Annotated in this window: 11 protein-coding genes; all 11 read left to right on the top strand. The window is 64.8% G+C overall.

The window, feature by feature from the left end; genetic code table 11:
* Positions 1-8 precede the first annotated feature (8 nt).
* The 11 genes from AC1TXO_RS18880 to fleQ all read left to right on the top strand — a co-directional run bounded on the left by AC1TXO_RS18880 (position 9) and on the right by fleQ (position 18,374).
* Positions 9-1,571, top strand: a complete 1,563-nt coding sequence (locus AC1TXO_RS18880; RefSeq protein WP_486403144.1) for a flagellar hook-associated protein 3 — start codon at positions 9-11, stop codon at positions 1,569-1,571.
* Between the two features lie 142 nt (positions 1,572-1,713).
* Positions 1,714-5,289: a glycosyltransferase gene (locus AC1TXO_RS18875; protein ID WP_486403143.1), complete on the top strand. Its 3,576-nt coding sequence runs from the start codon at positions 1,714-1,716 to the stop codon at positions 5,287-5,289.
* A gap of 56 nt (positions 5,290-5,345) precedes the next feature.
* The gene (locus AC1TXO_RS18870) at positions 5,346-8,066 is read left to right on the top strand and encodes a glycosyltransferase (RefSeq protein ID WP_486403142.1); all 2,721 of its coding nucleotides are present in this window, start codon (positions 5,346-5,348) and stop codon (positions 8,064-8,066) included.
* A 124-nt stretch (positions 8,067-8,190) separates the two neighbouring features.
* Positions 8,191-11,721, top strand: coding sequence for a glycosyltransferase (locus AC1TXO_RS18865; protein ID WP_486403141.1), 3,531 nt, complete (start codon positions 8,191-8,193; stop codon positions 11,719-11,721).
* Positions 11,722-11,939: 218 nt separating this feature from the next.
* A complete protein-coding gene (locus AC1TXO_RS18860; RefSeq protein ID WP_486403140.1) occupies positions 11,940-12,875 on the top strand; it encodes a ketoacyl-ACP synthase III in 936 nt (311 codons plus the stop codon).
* Positions 12,876-13,114: 239 nt separating this feature from the next.
* Positions 13,115-13,975, top strand: coding sequence for a flagellin domain-containing protein (locus AC1TXO_RS18855; protein ID WP_486403139.1), 861 nt, complete (start codon positions 13,115-13,117; stop codon positions 13,973-13,975).
* A 72-nt stretch (positions 13,976-14,047) separates the two neighbouring features.
* The gene (locus tag AC1TXO_RS18850; RefSeq protein ID WP_486403138.1) at positions 14,048-14,404 is read left to right on the top strand and encodes a flagellar protein FlaG; all 357 of its coding nucleotides are present in this window, start codon (positions 14,048-14,050) and stop codon (positions 14,402-14,404) included.
* Positions 14,405-14,483: 79 nt separating this feature from the next.
* Positions 14,484-15,890, top strand: a complete 1,407-nt coding sequence (fliD, locus tag AC1TXO_RS18845) for a flagellar filament capping protein FliD (protein ID WP_486403137.1) — start codon at positions 14,484-14,486, stop codon at positions 15,888-15,890.
* A 133-nt stretch (positions 15,891-16,023) separates the two neighbouring features.
* A complete protein-coding gene (gene fliS, locus AC1TXO_RS18840; RefSeq protein ID WP_186709793.1) occupies positions 16,024-16,419 on the top strand; it encodes a flagellar export chaperone FliS in 396 nt (131 codons plus the stop codon).
* Between the two features lie 15 nt (positions 16,420-16,434).
* On the top strand, positions 16,435-16,731 hold the full coding sequence (gene fliT / locus AC1TXO_RS18835) for a flagellar protein FliT (protein WP_486403136.1): 297 nt from the start codon (positions 16,435-16,437) through the stop codon (positions 16,729-16,731).
* Positions 16,732-16,898: 167 nt separating this feature from the next.
* On the top strand, positions 16,899-18,374 hold the full coding sequence (gene fleQ / locus AC1TXO_RS18830; RefSeq protein WP_486403135.1) for a transcriptional regulator FleQ: 1,476 nt from the start codon (positions 16,899-16,901) through the stop codon (positions 18,372-18,374).
* Positions 18,375-18,548 lie beyond the last annotated feature (174 nt).

Below are 18,548 nucleotides of genomic sequence, written 5' to 3'. Positions count from 1 at the left end.
CGTAGACCGTGCGCATTTCCACTTCGCAGTTCTACAACACCAGCAGCGCCAACTATCAGCGCGGCTTCGCCAACGTGGTGAAAACCCAGCAGGAATCCAGCGATGGCATCCGCGTGCGTACTGCAGCCGACGATCCGGTGGGCGCCTCGCGCCTGCTGCAGCTCGAGCAGCAGCAGAACATGCTCGACCAGTACAAGAGCAACATCACCAACGTGCGCAACTCGCTGAGCACCTCCGAAAGCACCCTCGATGCCATCGGCAAGGTGCTGCAGCGGGTCAACGAACTGGCGATCAGCTCCGGCAACGCCGGCTTCACCGATGCCGACCGCAAGGCCAACGCCGACGAACTGGGCTCGCTGGAAGAGCAGCTGTTCTCGCTGATGAACAGCAAGGACGAAAACGGCAAGTACCTGTTCTCCGGCTCCAAGGGCGACACGCCGCCCTATGTGCGCAACGCCGACGGCACCTACAGCTACCAGGGTGACCAGGGCCAGTTGAAACTGCAGGTCGGCGACATGCTCAGCCTGGCGGCCAACGAGAACGGGTTCGACGCCTTCGAGCAGGCGCTCAACACCAGCCGCAGCAAGACCACGCTGACCGCCCCGGCGGTGGATGACGGCCGGGTCAGCCTGTCCAATGGCCAGGTGTCCGGCAGTGCGACCTTCAACGATCGCTTCCGCAGTGGCGAGCCGTACCGCGTCGAGTTCCTCAGCAGCACCCAGTACCGCATCCTCGATTCGGGCAACAACGACGTCACCCTCGAGGCCTCCCAGGGCGGCACCTACAATCCGAATGCCGAGAACGGTTCGATCTCGTTCCGTGGGGTCGACCTGCGCCTGAAGATCACCCTGCAGCCGGGCGACAACCCGGATACCGCGATTGCCGGCCACACCTTCAGCCTGGGCTCCAAGCCCGATGCCATCGCCGGCTCGCGCAGCCCCGGCAACACCTCCGGTACCCAGGTCAGCAACGCCACCATCAGCAACCAGGCGCAGTACAACGCCTCGTTCCCCGGCGGCGGCGCAGTGCTCAAGTTCACCAGTGCCACCGACTTCGAGCTGTACGCGGCGCCAGTCACCGACAACAGCCGGCCGATTTCCACCGGCACCCTGGCAGGCAATACCGCCACGGCGTCGGGCGTGAGTTTCCAGTTGTCCGGTGCACCCAATGCCGGCGACTCGTTCGCGATCAAGGTCGATACCCACCAGAACCAGAACATGCTCAACACCATCGGCCAGCTGCGCACCGCGCTGAGCGTGCCGATGAACAGCGACCCCAAGGCGCGCCAGGACTTCCTCGCGTCGCTGGACTCGGCCATCGGCAACATCGCCAGCGCCACCAACCAGGTGAGCTCGTCGATCAGCGCCATCGGTGGACGCGGTGCGGCACTCGATGTGCAGGCCGAAACCAACGAGGCCCTGGGCGCTGAAAACTCCAAGACCCAGAGCTCGATCCGCGAGAGCGATCCGGCCACGGTGATGCTGCGCCTGCAGATGCAGACCAACATGCTCCAGGCCTCGCTGCAGTCCTATGCCAAGATCGCCGGTCTGTCGCTGGTCAACTACATCTGAACCCTGGCGCGGGTGATCGCGGGGTGATCGTCCGTCGAGCCTGCCTCGCCACCCGCCGGGAATCGCGCGTCCGTCCAGGACGCGCCAGCGCCGGGCCGGGTGGCAGCCAGGTCCTGCGGTTCAATCGCTTGAGTGAGTACCTGTGAACGCACATCCCCTCGTCACCATCGCCATCCCCGCGTTCAACCCCGAGTTTTTCCGTGCCACGCTGGCCAGCGCCATCGGCCAGGACTACCCGAACCTGGAGATCGTCGTCTGCGATGACAGCCGCGGCGACGAGATCGAGACGATCTGCACAGAGCTGCGGGCCGGTTGTGCGGTACCTTTGCGCCACGTACGCAACCCCGAGCGCCTGGGCTTTGCCCGCAACCTGCAACGCTGCCTGGAGCAGTCGTCGGGCGAGCTGATCAAGTTTCTCTGTGACGACGATGTGCTGTTCGGCACCTGTATCAGCCAGCAGGCCAGGGTGCTGGCCGAGCATGCGCAGGTCAGCATGGTCATCTGCCAGCGCCTGCTGTGCGCGGCCGACGATGTGCTGCTGCCGGCGCGCTGGCTGAACTTCGTCATTTCCCTGAACAGTGCCGTGATCAAGGGCACCGACCTGCTTGAAAGCGTCGCCGATGGCGTGCCCAATCTGTTCGGCGGGATCAGCCATGCGCTGCTGCGCCGTGACGAGGTGCAGGCCTACCTGCCGGCGCTGGTCGGCAACGGGCAGGGCTTTGCCGCCCGCCTGGACCTGGCACTTTATGCCTGCCTGCTGCGCCGTGGTCACCTGTGCAGCCTGGACCAGGTGCTGAGCCTGGAGCGGGTGCATGCGGGGCGCCTGAGCCATCAGGGGACCATGGTCGAAGCCGCCAGGACCGAATCCGAATGGCTGCTGCAGATGCTTGCCGAGTCCACCGGCGAGCCGGCGCCGGCCGATGGCTGGGTGCGTACCGTGCCGTTGGCCGAGTTCACCGGGGCGGCCGATCAGGTCTGGGAGGAAATGGACCTGCGCCGCTTCTTCTCCGGGCAGATGGCCAACCTCGGCCAGCAGATCGGCACCGACAGCATCAGCTTCGACGAACTGTATGCCGAGTGGCTGGAGTCTCGCCAGTTGTCGGCGGGGCAGGTCAGCCTGCTGCCCAAGCGCATCGAGCAGTGGCCACGCCAGCCGCGTATCGCGGTGGCGGTGTTTGCCGATGCGGGCGATGAAAAGGCCCTGCGCACGACGTTGCAGAGCCTGCAGGAGCAGTCCTATCCCGCTCGCAGCACCTTGGTGCTGGGGCCTTCGGCGCTGGCAGGCCATCTGCAGGGCGATGCCCGCCACCTGCACAGTGACGGCGATGGTTTTGCCGAGCTGGGCCAATGGCTGACCACCGCGCACGACCTCGACTGGCTGCTGCTGTTGCGCGCCGGCGACCGCATGCACCCGCACACGCTGGTGATCATGGCCGAGCGCATGGCCTTGCGCGGCGACAGTCGCTGCCTGTACCTGGATGAGGGCGCCAACGACAACCTGGCGGCGTCCTGTCCGATCTTCAAGCCCGATTTCAACCTCGACCTGATGCGCAGCCTGCCTTATGTCGGCCGGGTGCTGGCGTTCGATATCGACACGCTGCGCGAGCTCGGCGGCTTCGATCCGGGCTTTGCCGGCCTGGCGCCCCACGATCTGCTCTGGCGCATGGTCGAGACCCATGGCCTGCAGGTGGTCGAGCACATTGCCGAAGTACTGGTGCAGTGTCACCACAGCTACGCCGACTGGCTCAACGATGCGCGGGCACAGGTGCAGGCTCCTCGTGTGCTGCAAGCGCACTTCGAGCGCCTGGGCGTGCAGGCCCAGGTCACGGCCATCGAAGGCAGCCTGATGACGCGGGTCACCTACCTGCATCCGCAAGCCGCCAGTGTCTCGATCCTCCTTCACGCCGCTGGCGAGCTGGCGCCGCTGATGCGTTGCGTCGACTCGCTGTTTGCCCATACCGCCTACGCTGATTTCGAGGTGCTGCTGGTGGCCAGTGGCGAAACCTCAGCCGAAGTGCGCGACTGGCTGAGTGGCCTGCAGGGCCTGGGCAGTGACCAGTTGCGGGTCTGCCAGGTACAGGCCAGTGGCCGCGCGCAGAGCCTCAACGAAGCCAGCCGCCAGGCCCGTGGCGAGTACCTGCTGCTGCTCGATGCGGCCTGCGTGCTGTTCGACGGTCAATGGCTGCAGGAACTGATGCACCTTGCGCAGCGCCCGGAAGTCGGCATGGTCGGCCCGAAGCTGTTCGACAACAACGGCGCGGTGCTCTCGGCCGGGTTGGTGATGGGGATGAACGGCACCGCCGGTACACCGTTCCTGAGCTGCGCAGTGAATGCCGACGGCTACATGAACCGCCTGAGCCTGGTACAGAACTGGAGCGCCCTGAGCCTGGACTGCCTGCTGGTGCGCGGCGCACTGTTCGCCGAACTGGGCGGCCTGGACAGCGCAGCGTTCGAGGTGTCGCTGTTCGATGCCGACCTGTGCCTGCGCGCGCGCGAAGCCGGTTACCTGTCGGTGTGGACGCCGTTCTCGCGGGTCGCCCAAGTGCCGGTGCCCATTCTGGATCAGCCTGCGCCGCAAAGCCTGCTGGCCGATCAGGAGCGCCTCTACGAGCGCTGGCTGGCCTGGGTCGCCTTCGATCCGGCGTACAACCGCAACCTCAGCCTGAAACTGCCCAACTTCAACTTCGAACCCGGCCTGCGCGGCGGCTGGGATCCGTTCATCGCGCGCGCCATGCCGTCGGTGATGGGCCTGCCCAGCAGCACCTCGGCCATTGGTCACTACCGTGTATCCCAGCCGTTCGCCGAGCTGGAAAAGGCCGGCTGGATCCAGGGACGCATCGACTACAGCGCCCCAAGCCTGATCGACCTGGAGCGGGAAAAGCCCGACGTGGTGATCCTGCAGTGCCGCTACACGCCGGCGAGCCTGCGCGACATTGCCCGCTTCAAGCGCTTCTCCAGTACCCGCCGCATCTACGAGCTGGACGACTACATCATCGACCCGCCGAAGAAGAACGATCACGCCCGCAACCTGCCGCGCAACATGCGCGAACTGGTCAGCGAGGCCATCGGCCTGTGTGATCGGGTAGTGGTGTCCACCGAGCCGCTGGCCGATGCCTTGTCGAGCATGCACCACGACATCCGCGTGGTCCCCAACATGCTCGCTGCGCCACTGTGGACCGGGCTTCGCAGTCAACGTCAGATGAGCGCGCGACCCCGTGTGGGCTGGGCCGGCGGCACCAGCCACCGCGGTGATCTGGAGCTGTTGCTGGACGTCGTGCGCACCCTGGCCGACGAGGTCGACTGGGTGTTCTTCGGCATGTGCCCGCCGATGCTGCTGCCCTATGTGAAGGAGTTCCACCCGGCCATTTCGTTCGGCGACTACCCACGCAAGCTGGCCAGCCTCAACCTCGACCTGGCCCTGGCGCCGCTGGAGCAGAACCTGTTCAACGACTGCAAGAGCAACTTGCGCCTGCTCGAATACGGCGCCTGTGGCTTCCCGGTCATCTGCACCGACACCAAGGCCTATGCCGGCTACCTGCCGTGCACGCGGGTCGCCGACAACACCACGGCGCAGTGGCTGGACGCGATCCGCATGCACCTGGACGACCCGGCGGCCAGCTATCGCCAGGGCGATGCACTGCGCGAGGCGGTACTGAGCGACTACGTCCTGACCGAACATCATCTGCAGCACTGGGCCAACGCCTGGCTGGCTGACTGAAATCCAGGCGCCGGGCCTTGGTCCTGCGCAGAATCGAACTCTTGAACAGGTGCCTTATGATCGAAACTGCAACCGGCTCGCACAACCAGGTGACCGTTGTCCTGCTCGGGCATGACCAGGCGGATCACCGCGCTCGCGCGCGTCACTACTACGCAAGCCAGGGGGTTGCATGCCTGGCGCTGGACGTCGGTGGGCAACTGGGTGAATTGCTCGGGCAGGTACAAACACCCTTCGTCTGCCTGGCGCTGGATGCCGACTTCGTGCTCGCCGATGCCCTGGGCAAGGCCAGTGCGCACCTCGCCGCACAGCCCCGGTCAGCGGGCGTGCAGGGCCATGCGCTGGCCTACGCGCCGGGCAACGGCGAGCTGAGCTACCACAAGCTTGGCGATTACGTTGCGGTCGAGGGCGAAGAGGACGCCCTGGCGCGGCTGCGTCGCTATGGCGACAGCGGGCAGCAGGCCTGGCGAGCGGTGCTGCGCCTGGCCACCCTGCAGCGTGCGCTGACAAGCCTGCCGCACGACCTGGACACCGCCGGCTGGCGCGTGGCGCTGAGCTACGCGATCCTGCTGCAAGGCGAGATCGCCAGCCTCGAGCAAACCGACGTAGTCTGCGAACTGCTGCCCGACGACCTGACCGCCGCCGCCCGGGAAGAGCGCCTGACCCACACCGTGCGCAGTCTGCGCCAGTGGGACGAAGCCTTTGGCGTGTGTGCCGGCGAAGACGGGTTCGCGGTGCTCAACCGCTTCGTGCGCGGCAGTTACGACCAGGGCGAGACGCCGCTGCTGTTCCGCTCCGACTGGGCCAGCGTGATCGACGACCCCGAGCAGACCTTCGAGCCGCGCCAGTATGTCGAGCTGCCGTACTACAACGGCGCGCTGTTGCGCCGTCTGACCGAGATCGAGTTCCTGTGCCATGCCTGGCCGACCGGCGAGCGTCACCTGCGTGCGCTCGAAGGCACCTGGGTGCGCCAGCACGACCTGCTGCAGGTGCACCCGAACGATACCAACGACAGCCTGCAGCAGCGCTACCTGCATGCCCTGGGCCTGGGCCTGTTCAACCAGGATGTCTGCAAGCGTCTGGTGCCACTGCTGACCGGCGCCAAGGATACCCATCATGTGCGCGAGATGCAGGATTGGCTCGCGCGCTTGAGCCAGGTGCCGGCGCCGGATGCGCAGGCGCTGCTGGACACCACCCCCTCCGGCAAGGTGCTGGCAGCCATTGCCGCGGCAACTCCGGGCCAGGCCGATCGGACCCGCGCGCAGACCTACCTGGCGCGTCATCCGGCTGCACAGATTGCCTTCGTGGTGCTGGACCTGGGCAATGACGACCAGGCCCTGCAAGCGACGTTCGACAGCCTGCTGGCCAGCGGCCTGCGCAACTTCAAGCTGGTGGTGCTCAAGGGTGGCAAGCCGCCGGCCATCACCACCGCGCGCGATACCCTGCACTTCATCCAGGTCAATGAAGGCAACTGGGCGACCCACCTGAACCAGGTGGTGAAACAATTGCCCAGCGAGTGGTTGCTGCTGCTCGATGCCGGTGATGTGCTGCTTGCCGGTGGCCTGCTGCGCCTGGCCGTCGAACTGGCCCAGGCGCCGGGTTGCCAGGCGATTGCGGCGGACGAAGTGCAGCGTGACGACGAGGGCCGCCTGCTCGATGTGGCCCGCCCGGGCAGCGACCTGGACCTTCTGCGCAGCCAGCCGGGGTTGATGTCGCGGCACTGGCTGGTACGCCGCCAGGCCGTGCTCGACCTGGGGGGCTACAGCGAGTCCTACCGCCATGCGCTGGAATACGACCTGTTGCTGCGTCTGGTCCAGCAGCAGGGTGTCGGCTGCCTGGCGCACATGGACGACTATCTGGTCATCGGCCAGCAGCCGGTGCAGGCGCTGAGCGACGAAGCGGCCAGGATCCTCAATCGGCACCTGACCGAACTGGGCTATCGTGCCCAGATCAGCGACCAGGGCGCTGCGGGCCTGACCGTCGACTTCCGTCATACCGCCACGCCGCTGGTCAGCATCCTGCTGGCGGGCGAGGGCGATACCGCGCAGTTGCAGGCGTGCCTGACCGGGATCTTCCAGCGCACCCGCTATCCGCGCTTCGAGGTGGTGGTGGCCCTGCCTGGGCATGACAGCCAAGGGCAGGGCGCTATCGCCCAGGCCTTCGGCAGCCGCGTGCGGCTGATCGCCGGTGAAGCCAACGCTGCGCGTGAGCAATTGCTGGCGCTGGCGGCCGGGCAGGCGCGGGGCGATTACCTGGTGCTGATGTCCGAGCGCTGCCACGTCATCACCCCGGCCTGGATCGAATCGCTGCTCAACGAGGCCCAGCGCCCCGAGGTGGGCATTGTCGGTGCAAGCCTGTTGGGGCGTGGCGAGGTGCTGTTGCACGCGGGTTACGAGTTGCTCGAAGGTGGCCAGGTCAACGCGCCCTGGGCCGGCCTCTCGGCGGCCCGCCTTGCCACCGCGCGCTGGCCGCTGTCGGTCCGTGATTGCCCGGCGGTGTCCGGCGACTGCCTGATGATCGGGCGTGAGGTTCTGGAGCAGTGTGGCGGCCTGTCGGCCGCGGGCGCGGCGGACCTGGCCCTGTGCCTGGCCGTGCGCAGCAATGGCTTGATGGTGGTGTGGACGCCGCGTGCACGCCTGCTGGGTAACGAGCTGCTGGTGCCAGCCGGGGAGGCTGTGCAGGCGCTGGCCGAGCAATGGCCCGATGCATTCCAGGGGCGTGCAAGGCTTGACGGTCAAGGCGCTTCGCGCGCACCGCAATGGCTTGCGCAGCTGGGGTGACTGGCGCGCTAATTGCAAAAAAGCCGGGTCAAGCCCGGCTTTTTCATGCCCGCTGGCAAATTATTGACAGGCTGCCGGGCTCGATGGCCGGCGGCCTGCCCTGATCCTGGAGTTCGTCCCCCCCATGTCGACCGCTGCGCAGCTGGATGCTCTTTCGCTCGAACAGGCGCTGACGCGCCTGCGCCTGATGTTCACCAAGCCCGGGCATCCCTACTACCTGCTGGCACCGGCCTACCGGGATACGTCCTCCGGTATCGTCTCGATGCACTACCTCTGCCACATGCTCAACCTCAACGGGCGCGAGGCCTATATCTGTGGCACCGAGGTGGTCAATCCTGAACTCAAGACACCCCTGTTCGACCCGGTCGTCGCGCGCCGTCACCTGGCCGAAGGCAAGGTGCCGATCGCGGTCTACCCCGAAGTGGTCAGCGGCAACCCGCTGGAGTGCCCGGTGGTGGCGCGCTACATGCTCAACTTCGAGAGCTTCATCAGCGGCAAGAGCATGAATGCAGCGGCAACCGACCTGATCTTCTATTACGCCGAGCGCCTTGCCGAGGCCCGTGGCGATGTCAACGTCGACCTGCTGTGCCTGCCGACCATCGACATCGAGCTGTTCGCCGCAGGCGCGGCCGATGGCCAGCGCCAGGGCGCCTACCTCTACCAGAACCGCCACCCGCTGGAGCGCATCGACTACGGCCAGTTGCCAGAGGGCATCCGCCTGCTGAGCGTGGCCAATGCCCTGAGCCTGCCTGAACTGGCCCAGGTGCTGCGTCATGCCGAGGTGCTGTACACCTACGAGTGGTCGATGACCTGCGTGATCGCGGTGCTCTGTGGTTGCCCGGTGCTGTTCATGCCGGGCCATGGTGTCGATCAGCAGGTGCTCGACAACAGCTTCTTCGGTTGTGTCGGTTTTGCCATGGCCGACCAGCCGCAGGCCCTCGAACAGGCCCGCGCCACCGTCGGCGATGGCCTGCAGCGTTATGTGCAACGCACCGCATCGTTCTGGCAGCAACTCGACACCTTCATCGCCAAGACCCAGGACGCAGCGGCCCGCGAAGCTGCGGGCAACCGCCATGGCATGCTCGACTGGCTGCGCCAGCGTTACCCGTTGCCCGCCCAACTGCTGCGATTGCAGCAGGCGTTGTCCGGCCCCGATGCGCCAAAGCTTGCAGTACTGGTTCGCGATCATGGCGACCGCCAGGCCCTGGTGCAGACCCTGGAAAGCCTCGACCGTGGCCTGTACCGACAAGTGCAGGTGCAGGTGCTCGGCGAGAGCGACCCGCAGCGCGTCGGCGTGCGATGGCAGGCGTGCGACCCGGATGAGCCGGTGGCGGCGATCAATGCGCTGCTGAGCCAGGGTGACAGTGACTGGTACTTGCTGGTCGAGGCTGGCGAGACCTTCATCGCCAGCGGCTTGCTGGCGCTGGCGGTGCGCTTGCTGGATGCGCCCGACGATTGCCGGGCGGTGTACGCCGACGAAGGGCTGCGCCGCGAGGACGGGGATATCGAGCTGGCATTGCGCCCGGACCTGAACCTGGACCTGTTGCTGGCACTGCCGGGCAGCCTGTCGCGGCACTGGGTCTACCGACGCGAAGCGCTGGCGGCGGGCTTTGACCGCACTGGCGGGCGCGCTTTCGAGCTGGCGCTGCAGCTGGGGCTGTTGCTGGAACTGGGGCTTGGCGCGGTCATGCATGTCGCCGAGCCCCTGCTGATCGGCAAGGGTGCGGCGCTGGCGGCCTGCGCCGACGAGCAGGCGGTCATCTCCCATCACCTGCGCCAGCGCGGTTACCAGCAGGCGCAGGTCCTGGCCCTGGACGATGTGCCGGGCGGCTACCGGATCGACTATGCCCATGCGCAGGTTGCGTCGGTCAGCATCCTGGTGCCGCTGCGCGGGCAACTGGTCGACTTCCAGCGCTGCCTGGAAACCCTGCTGACGCACACCGCCCATGAATCGTTCGAGGTGTTGCTGATCGAGGCGGGCAGCGACGATCCGGCGCTGCTCGAGTGGCTGGACATGGTGGTGCAGATCGGCCAGGGACGCTTCCAGGTGCTGCGCTACATGCCTGGACAGTCTTGGGCGGCGCTGTGCAATGCGGCCGCGCAGGAGGCGCGGGGTGATTACCTGGTGTGGCTCGACGGGCGCGCGGCCGTGCTCGATGGTCACTGGTTGCCGGCCTTGCTCAATCATGCCCAGCGCCCTGAAGTCGGTGCCGTCGGCGGCAAGCTGCTGGCCGCCGACGGCACGGTGTGTCAGGCGGGTCTCCTGCTGGGCATGGACGGCGCGGTGGGCGCGGCCTTCGCCGGCCTGCCTGCGCAGTCTGCAGGCTACATGGCGCGCCTGGCGCTGGAACAGAACTTCGCTGCCGTAGGCGGCGAGTGCCTGATGCTGCGGCGCGAACTGTTCCACGAGGCGGGCGGTTTCGATGCCGGCGAGCTGCTGGCGCCCTGGACCGATGTCGACCTGTGCCTGAAGCTGCACCAGGCCGGTTACCTGAATGTCTGGACGCCCCATGCACGGTTGCTGATGGATGCGCCACGCCAGACGCAGGCCAGCGAGGAGCAGCATGACGCGCTCTATGCCCGTTGGTTGTCGCGTCTGGCGCACGACCCGGCGTACAACGGCAATTTTTCGCTGCGTGCGGGCCAGGGGTTCGTCCTGGAAAGCAACGACCTGAGCTGGCGCCCCCTGCTCGGCAAGGTGCCGCGCGTATTGGCGTGTCTTGCCGAGCAAGATGGCGATGCACTGTCGCGGCTGGTCCTTCCGCTCGCGGCGCTGTGCGAAAACGCGATGCTCGACGGCGCCGCAATCGTGGGAAGGCTGTCGCCGGTTGAGCTGGAGCGTTTCGCCCCGAGCAGCGTGATCCTGCAGCGGCCGCTGGATGATGAAGGCTTGCTGGCCATGCGGCGGCTGAGCGCGTTCTCCCAGGCCCTCAAGGTCGTGGAAATCGGCGCTTATCCCGAACCGATGCCGTTCGAATCCGCCGACGACCTGTTGCAACGCCTGCAGGCCGTGCTGATGCAGGCCGACCGGGTGCTGGTGCCGACGCCTGCACTGGCCGAATGGCTGCGCGGGCTGCATCAGGATATCCGCGTGGTGGACAACGCCTTGCCGGTCGGCTGGGGCCGCCTGCAGGGCAAGCGAGGAGTGGGGGCGCTGCCGCGTCTGGGCTGGATCGCCGGCAAGGACGACGCTCTGCTCGAGCAGGTGGTGCCAGCCTTGGTCGGTGAGGTCGAGTGGGTGGTGCTGGGTGAGTGTATCGATTCGCTGAAACCGTTCGTCAGCGAGTCGTATCCGGCGGTCGAGCCCCAGCACCTGGGTGAGGCGCTGGCGGCGCTGAACCTGGACCTGGCCCTGGTGCCCATGGCCGACTCGCTGGAAAACGCCTGCTCCGGCGACCTGCGCGTACTGCAGCATGCCGCCTGTGGTCATGCGCTGATCTGCAGCCGGGTGCCGGGCTTCACCGCAGCCGATGTCTTGCCGCTGTCGCGGGCGGACAACCGGCCCGAGGCGTGGCTGCAGGCGATCGGCCTGCACCTGTCGGACCGTGACGCCTCGGCAGCCCTCGGCGATGCGTTGCAGGAGGCCGTGCGCGCCCATTGGCTGCTGGAAGGTGCGCGACTGGAGAGTTGGCGCCAGGCCTGGTTGGCCGATTGAGGGTTTGCCCACGCCGATGATGTGACGCTATCGTGTCCATTCGACAAAAAACGCGTGACTTGAGAGTCACTGCGCGCATCTTCACTGTATATTGTCGAAACCAGGAGCCGCCGTAGCGCATCCGCAAACGCAGTCAGGAACAGGGGCGTCCCGTGTTCCTGGCGTTTCGTCGTTGCGTACGCCGTGGGCTGCTTCACTGTTACTGAACGGGAAGCCACATGATTGGCATTAAAAGCATCGCCAGTTACCTGCCGACTCAAGGGGTAGACAACTACGCCCAGGGCGCAAAATTCGGCAAGGACCAGGAATTCATCTTCGGCAAGATCGGCTCCACCTTCTTGCCGCGCAAGGAAGACGGGCAGGAAACCTCCGACCTGTGTGTCGCAGCTGCACGCAACCTGTTCGCTGCCAACCCTTCGCTCGATCCTGCCAGCATCGATGCGGTGATCGTCGTCACCCAGAACGGCGATGCCGAAGGCCTGCCGCACACGGCGGCGATCGTCCAGCACAAGCTGGGGCTTGCGACCCATGTCGCGGCGTTCGATGTTTCGCTGGGCTGCTCGGGCTATGTCTACGGCCTGTACGCCATGAAAGGCTTCATGGAAGCGGCTGGCCTGAAGAACGGCCTGCTGATCACCGCCGATCCGTACTCCAAGATCGTCGACCCTGAAGACCGTAACACCACCATGCTGTTCGGCGATGCTGCCACCGCGACCTGGATGGGCGAGGGTGCTGCCTGGCAACTGGGCAAGTCGCTGTTCGGCAGCGACGGTGCCGGTGCCGAGCACCTGCGCACCACCGATGGCAAGTTCTTCATGAACGGCCGCCAGGTCTACAACTTCGCCTTGGTCAAGGTGCCTGCGCACCTGAACCAGTTGCTCGAAGCCAGCCAGCTCAAGGCTGACGACATCGACCTGTACTGCCTGCATCAAGGCAGCGCGGCTATCGTCGACGCGGTGTCGGCCCGCTTCGCCGAGGGCGAGCACAAAGGCAAGTTCGTCAAGGACATGGTCGAGACCGGCAACACCGTGTCTTCGAGCATTCCCCTGCTGCTGGAGAAGCATGTGCTGGGCTCGACCCACAAGCGCGTGGCCCTCAGTGGCTTCGGCGTCGGGCTGTCGTGGGGTTCGGCGATCATCGAACGCAGCGACTGACGGCTGCGTGGAGTGTGAAAAAAGCGCTGGGCGGGAAACCGTCCGGCGCTTTTTCGTTGGAATTCTGGCGTCAAACCCTTGATTTCATTGGAGTGGCAGCGTGCCACTAAAAAAAATCGCAAAACCCCCTAAAGCAAAGCGCACGGACGACGATAACCATTACGAAGGTTCTCTAGGCCACACACCCGGCAAACGCCAGGGCCGGAAGCCGCAGTACCCAATCCAACGAGGAATTCGTCATGGCTTTGACCGTTAACACCAACACCACCTCTCTGGGCGTTCAGAAAAACCTGAGCCGTGCTTCCGACGCTCTGAGCACCTCGATGACCCGTCTGTCGTCCGGCCTGAAAATCAACAGCGCCAAAGACGACGCTGCCGGCCTGCAGATCGCTACCCGCATGACCTCGCAGATCCGCGGTCAGACCATGGCAATCAAGAACGCCAACGACGGTATCTCCATCGCCCAGACCGCTGAAGGCGCGATGCAAGAGCAGACCAACATCCTGCAGCGTATGCGTGAACTGGCCGTCCAGTCGCGAAACGACTCCAACAGCCAGCAAGACCGTGACGCTCTGGACAAAGAGTTCCAGTCGATGCTGTCGGAAATCGACCGTATCGCCGACTCCACCCAGCTCAACGGCAAGAACCTGCTGGACGGTACCGCTGGCGTCATGACCTTCCAGGTCGGCTCCAACACCGGCACCGCCAACCAGATCACCGTTACCCTCAGCGCCGCGATGAAAACCACCGGTACTGGCGCCGCCCTGACTGCCCTGGCCAACAAGAGCATCACCGGTGCCAACAGCACCGCCGCCGAGCAGACCTTCACCGCCGCCATCAGCGCCATCGATGCTGCCCTGCAGGCAATCAACACCAACCGTGCTGACCTGGGTGCCGCCCAGAACCGTCTGACCAGCACCATCAACAACCTGCAGAACATCAACGAGAACGCCGAAGCCGCTCGTGGCCGTGTACAGGACACCGACTTCGCTGCCGAAACTGCCCAGCTGACCAAGCAGCAGACCCTGCAGCAAGCTTCGACCTCGGTTCTGGCCCAGGCCAACCAGCTGCCGTCGGCAGTACTGAAGCTGCTGGGCTAATCTGCCTGATAGCTGTCGGCGGGGGAGTGCACACGCGGCGCTCCCCCGCCTTTTCATTACGAGGTGGTGGACATGGACATGAGCGTCAAGCTGAACCTGTCTTATCCGGCCGCACGCTCGGCCGAGCAGGTTACCGACAAGCCGGTCTCGCGGCCGTCGGAAGCATCCGCTGAGGGTGGCAAGAAGGACGCGGTCAAGGTGCATGACACCGACAACGTCAAGAACGCCGTCTCGCAGATCGAGCAGTTTCTGAAAGAAACCCGCCGTAATCTTGAGTTTTCCACGGATGAAGAATCCGGCAAGATTGTGGTCAAGGTCATCGCCAGCGAAACCGGCGAGCTGATCCGGCAGATTCCCTCCGAAGAGGCCCTGCGGATCGCCGAAAGCCTGCGCGATGTCAAAAGTGTACTGTTCAACGCCAAGGTCTGACCGGCGGCGAGCATTGCACGTCACGAATCATGCCGGCCTTGCAGGAGCGAGGCGGGCGCGTTGAAGAGAGGGGCAGGACATGGCAGCAATTACTCCTACCACAGGCGTGGGCTACGGCCTCGAGATCAGCAAGATCGTCGATGCGTTGGTGAAGTCCGATACTTCGGCCAAGTCCAACCAGATTGCCCGGCAGTCGAGCAACAACACGGCGATCCTCTCGGGCATTGGCTCCCTGCGCAGCGCCCTGACGGCGTTCCAGGACGCCATGAAGAAGCTCAACGACAAGGATGCGCCTTCCTTCAACGCCTTTGCCGGTACCTCCGGCAACGAAAGCGTGGTCAAGATCAAGACCACCAATACCGCCGTTGCCGGCACCTACGATATCAAGGTGAGCCAACTGGCCACCGGCTCGAAGGTCGCCAGCCAGCGCTTCGACGGCGGCGCCACATCGCCGATCAGCGAGGGCGAGCTGACCATCAGCCAGAACGGCAAGACCTACAAGGTCAACGTTGCTGCCGGTTCCACGCTGCAAAGTGTGCGCGACCAGATCAACAAGGAGCTGAGCAAGGAAGGCATCACCGCCAACGTGGTCAACGAGGCGGGCGGTTCGCGCCTGGTGTTCGGCTCCACCACCACGGGCAAGGGCAGCGATATTTCCGTTGGCGGTATCCCTGAGCTCACCGTAGATGGCACCAAGCAGATGAATGGCGCTGGTGCGGGCTTTATCGACGCCCTGGCCCAGGATGCCGAGTTCACCGTCGACGGCCTGAAGCTGACCAGCTCCAAGAACGTCGTCGACAACGCAGTCAGTGGCCTGAGCTTCGAGCTCACCGGTGTCACCCCTGCCTCCGCCACCACCGGGACCAAGGTCACTGTGGCGCTCGACAACGACGGCCTGAAGAAGTCGGTGCAGTCGTTCGTCGATGCCTACAACACCCTGCGCAAGGCCGTCACGGCACTGACTGCGCCGACCAAGGATTCCTCCGGCAACGTCACCAGCCTCGGCCCGCTGACCAACGACCCGACCACGCGTTCGCTGCTGGGCGACATCAGCAAGGTGATTGCGGAGGCCGGCTCCGGCACCCAGCTCAACACCCTCAGCCAGCTGGGGATCAACACCCAGAAAGACGGCACCCTGGAGTTCAACAGCACCAAGTTCACCGCTGCGCTGAACGACAAGAAGCTGGGCTCGCAGATCCAGGGGCTGTTCAGCGGCGAAGGTGGCATTTTCGACCGGATGACCAAGGCCCTCGACCCTTACGTCAAGACCGGCGGCTCGCTGGATTCGCGCAAGTCGGCCCTGGACAAGGTGACCAAGAACCTGCAGGACCAGCAGGCGGCGCTGGACCGTCGTACCGAGCTGCTGACCACTTCGCTGACCAAGAAGTACGCTGCGCTCGACACCGCCCTTGGCCTGATGAAGAAGCAGGGCGAGCAGATCGTTTCCATCTTCGATGCGATGAACGCCCAGGCCAGAAAGGGCTGATCGTTCGCTGAAGGTGAAAAGCCCGGTGGCACCTTGCAGGTGCCCCGGGCTTTGTGTTTCATGGCTAAAGTTTTTTGACGAACCGGCGATACAGCAGGTATACGCAACCTTTTCGCTGCAATGAGGTAGTTCCATGAACCCGATGTTGGCCCTTCGGCAGTACCAGAAAGTCAATGGTGCTGCGCAGACTTCCGAAGCCAGTCCGCACCGTCTGGTGCAGATGCTGATGCAGGGCGGCCTCGACCGGATGGCCCAGGCCAAGGGCGCCATCGCGCGCAAGGACGTGGCGCAGAAGGGCATTCTGATCGGCAAGGCCATCGACATCATCGGTGGCCTGCGCGAAGGGCTGGACCTGGAAAACCATGCCGACAGCCTGACCGACCTGGACAACCTGTACCAGTACATGAGCCGCCGCCTGATCGAGGCCAATGTCCACAGCGATCCGGAAATCATCGACGAAGTGGCGCGCCTGCTGATCACGGTCAAGGAAGGCTGGGACGCGATCGGCGAACAGGTGCCGGCAGAGTAAATCCAGGAGGTGCACATGAGCGAAGTGATTGCACGTATCGAACAGACCCGCGACGACCTGCTGGCAGCGTTCGCCGAACGCGACTGGGATGCCGTGGGCAAGCTCGACCTGGCATGTCGCGTGTGCGTCGAGGAGATCCTCGCCGAGGCACAGGAAAACGATGCGCAGGTCAGGAGCAGCCTGGATGAATTGTTGGCGGTCTATCGACAATTGATTGAAGTTGCAAGTGGGGAGCGTCAACAAATAGTCGACGAGATGTCGCAGATCCGTCAGGCGAAAAACGCAACAAAGGTATACCATCTGTTCAGCTGATCGCTGGGCAATCCAAGAAGCTGCGCCATAAATTTGACTGTGTGCTGTTTTTTGACTTAACTAGTGGCTGTTTTCGAAATTTCAGACGTCCGAGCACTGACCATTTCAGTCGGAATGATGTCGAGCACGCCTGCGGGCGCCGATATGACTAGGGAAGTTAGTATTGAATGTGGCGTGAAACCAAGATCCTCCTGATCGATGACGACAGCGAACGCCGCCGCGATCTGGCGGTGGTCCTGAATTTTCTCGGCGAAGAGAACCTCTCCTGCTCCAGTGCCGACTGGCAGCAGTCGGTCGAGGCGTTGTCTTCGAGCAGGGAAGTGCTCTGCGTGCTGATCGGGGCTGTGAACGCTCCGTCCAGCGTACTGAGCTTGCTTAGGACAGTGGCTGGGTGGGATGAGTTCCTTCCGGTCCTGCTTCTGGGCGAAATTTCTTCCGCCGAGTTCCCCGAAGATCTGCGCCGGCGCGTGTTGTCCAACCTGGAAATGCCGCCCAGCTACAGTCAGTTGCTCGACTCGCTGCACCGCGCCCAGGTCTACCGCGAGATGTACGACCAGGCCCGTGAGCGTGGTCGCCAGCGCGAACCCAACCTGTTCCGCAGCCTGGTCGGCACCAGCCGTGCCATCCAGCATGTGCGCCAGATGATGCAGCAGGTCGCCGACACCGACGCGAGCGTGCTGATCCTCGGCGAGTCCGGCACGGGCAAGGAAGTGGTGGCGCGCAACCTGCACTACCATTCCAAGCGCCGCGAAGCGCCGTTCGTGCCGGTCAATTGCGGCGCGATCCCGGCCGAGCTGCTCGAAAGCGAGCTGTTCGGTCACGAGAAGGGCGCCTTCACCGGGGCGATCACCAGCCGCGCCGGGCGTTTCGAGCTGGCCAACGGCGGGACGCTGTTCCTCGACGAGATCGGCGACATGCCGTTGCCGATGCAGGTCAAGCTGCTGCGTGTCCTGCAGGAGCGCACCTTCGAGCGGGTCGGCAGCAACAAGACCCAGAGCATCGATGTGCGCATCATCGCCGCGACCCACAAGAACCTCGAGAGCATGATCGAGGAGGGGACCTTCCGCGAAGACCTGTACTATCGCCTGAACGTCTTCCCCATCGAGATGGCGCCGCTGCGCGAGCGTGTCGAGGACATCCCGCTGCTGATGAACGAGCTGATCTCGCGCATGGAGCACGAGAAACGCGGGTCGATCCGTTTCAACTCGGCCTCGATAATGTCGCTGTGCCGCCATGGCTGGCCGGGTAACGTCCGCGAGCTGGCCAACCTGGTCGAGCGCATGGCGATCATGCACCCGTACGGCGTGATCGGTGTCGCCGAGCTGCCGAAGAAGTTCCGCTATGTCGACGACGAAGACGAGCAGCTGGTCGACAGCCTGCGCAGCGACCTCGAAGAGCGCGTGGCGATCAACGGCCACACGCCAAACTTCTCCAGCCACGCCATGCTGCCGCCGGAAGGGCTGGACCTCAAGGACTACCTTGGCAGCCTCGAGCAGGGTCTGATCCAGCAGGCCCTGGACGACGCCAATGGTATCGTCGCGCGCGCCGCCGAGCGCTTGCGCATACGTCGAACCACGCTGGTGGAGAAGATGCGCAAGTACGGCATGAGTCGCCAGGGCGGCGAGGACGCCACGGACGACTGAGGCGTGCCACACGCCTTGTAGAAGCGGCGTGTGTCGCGAAAGGGCCGCGCAGCGGCCCGATTGTGACACACGGCCGCTTGCGCAAGCCCAGGTGGATTTGTACAAATCCCCATCCCCGGCACGGCTATTGCTACACCGCAGGCAAAGTACCGTTTTTATGACGGTCAGCCACGC

The organism is Pseudomonas sp. FA117, from assembly GCF_057370475.1.
The sequence above is the reverse complement of the archived record's forward strand: the minus strand, read 5'-3'. Positions and strand labels throughout refer to the sequence as shown.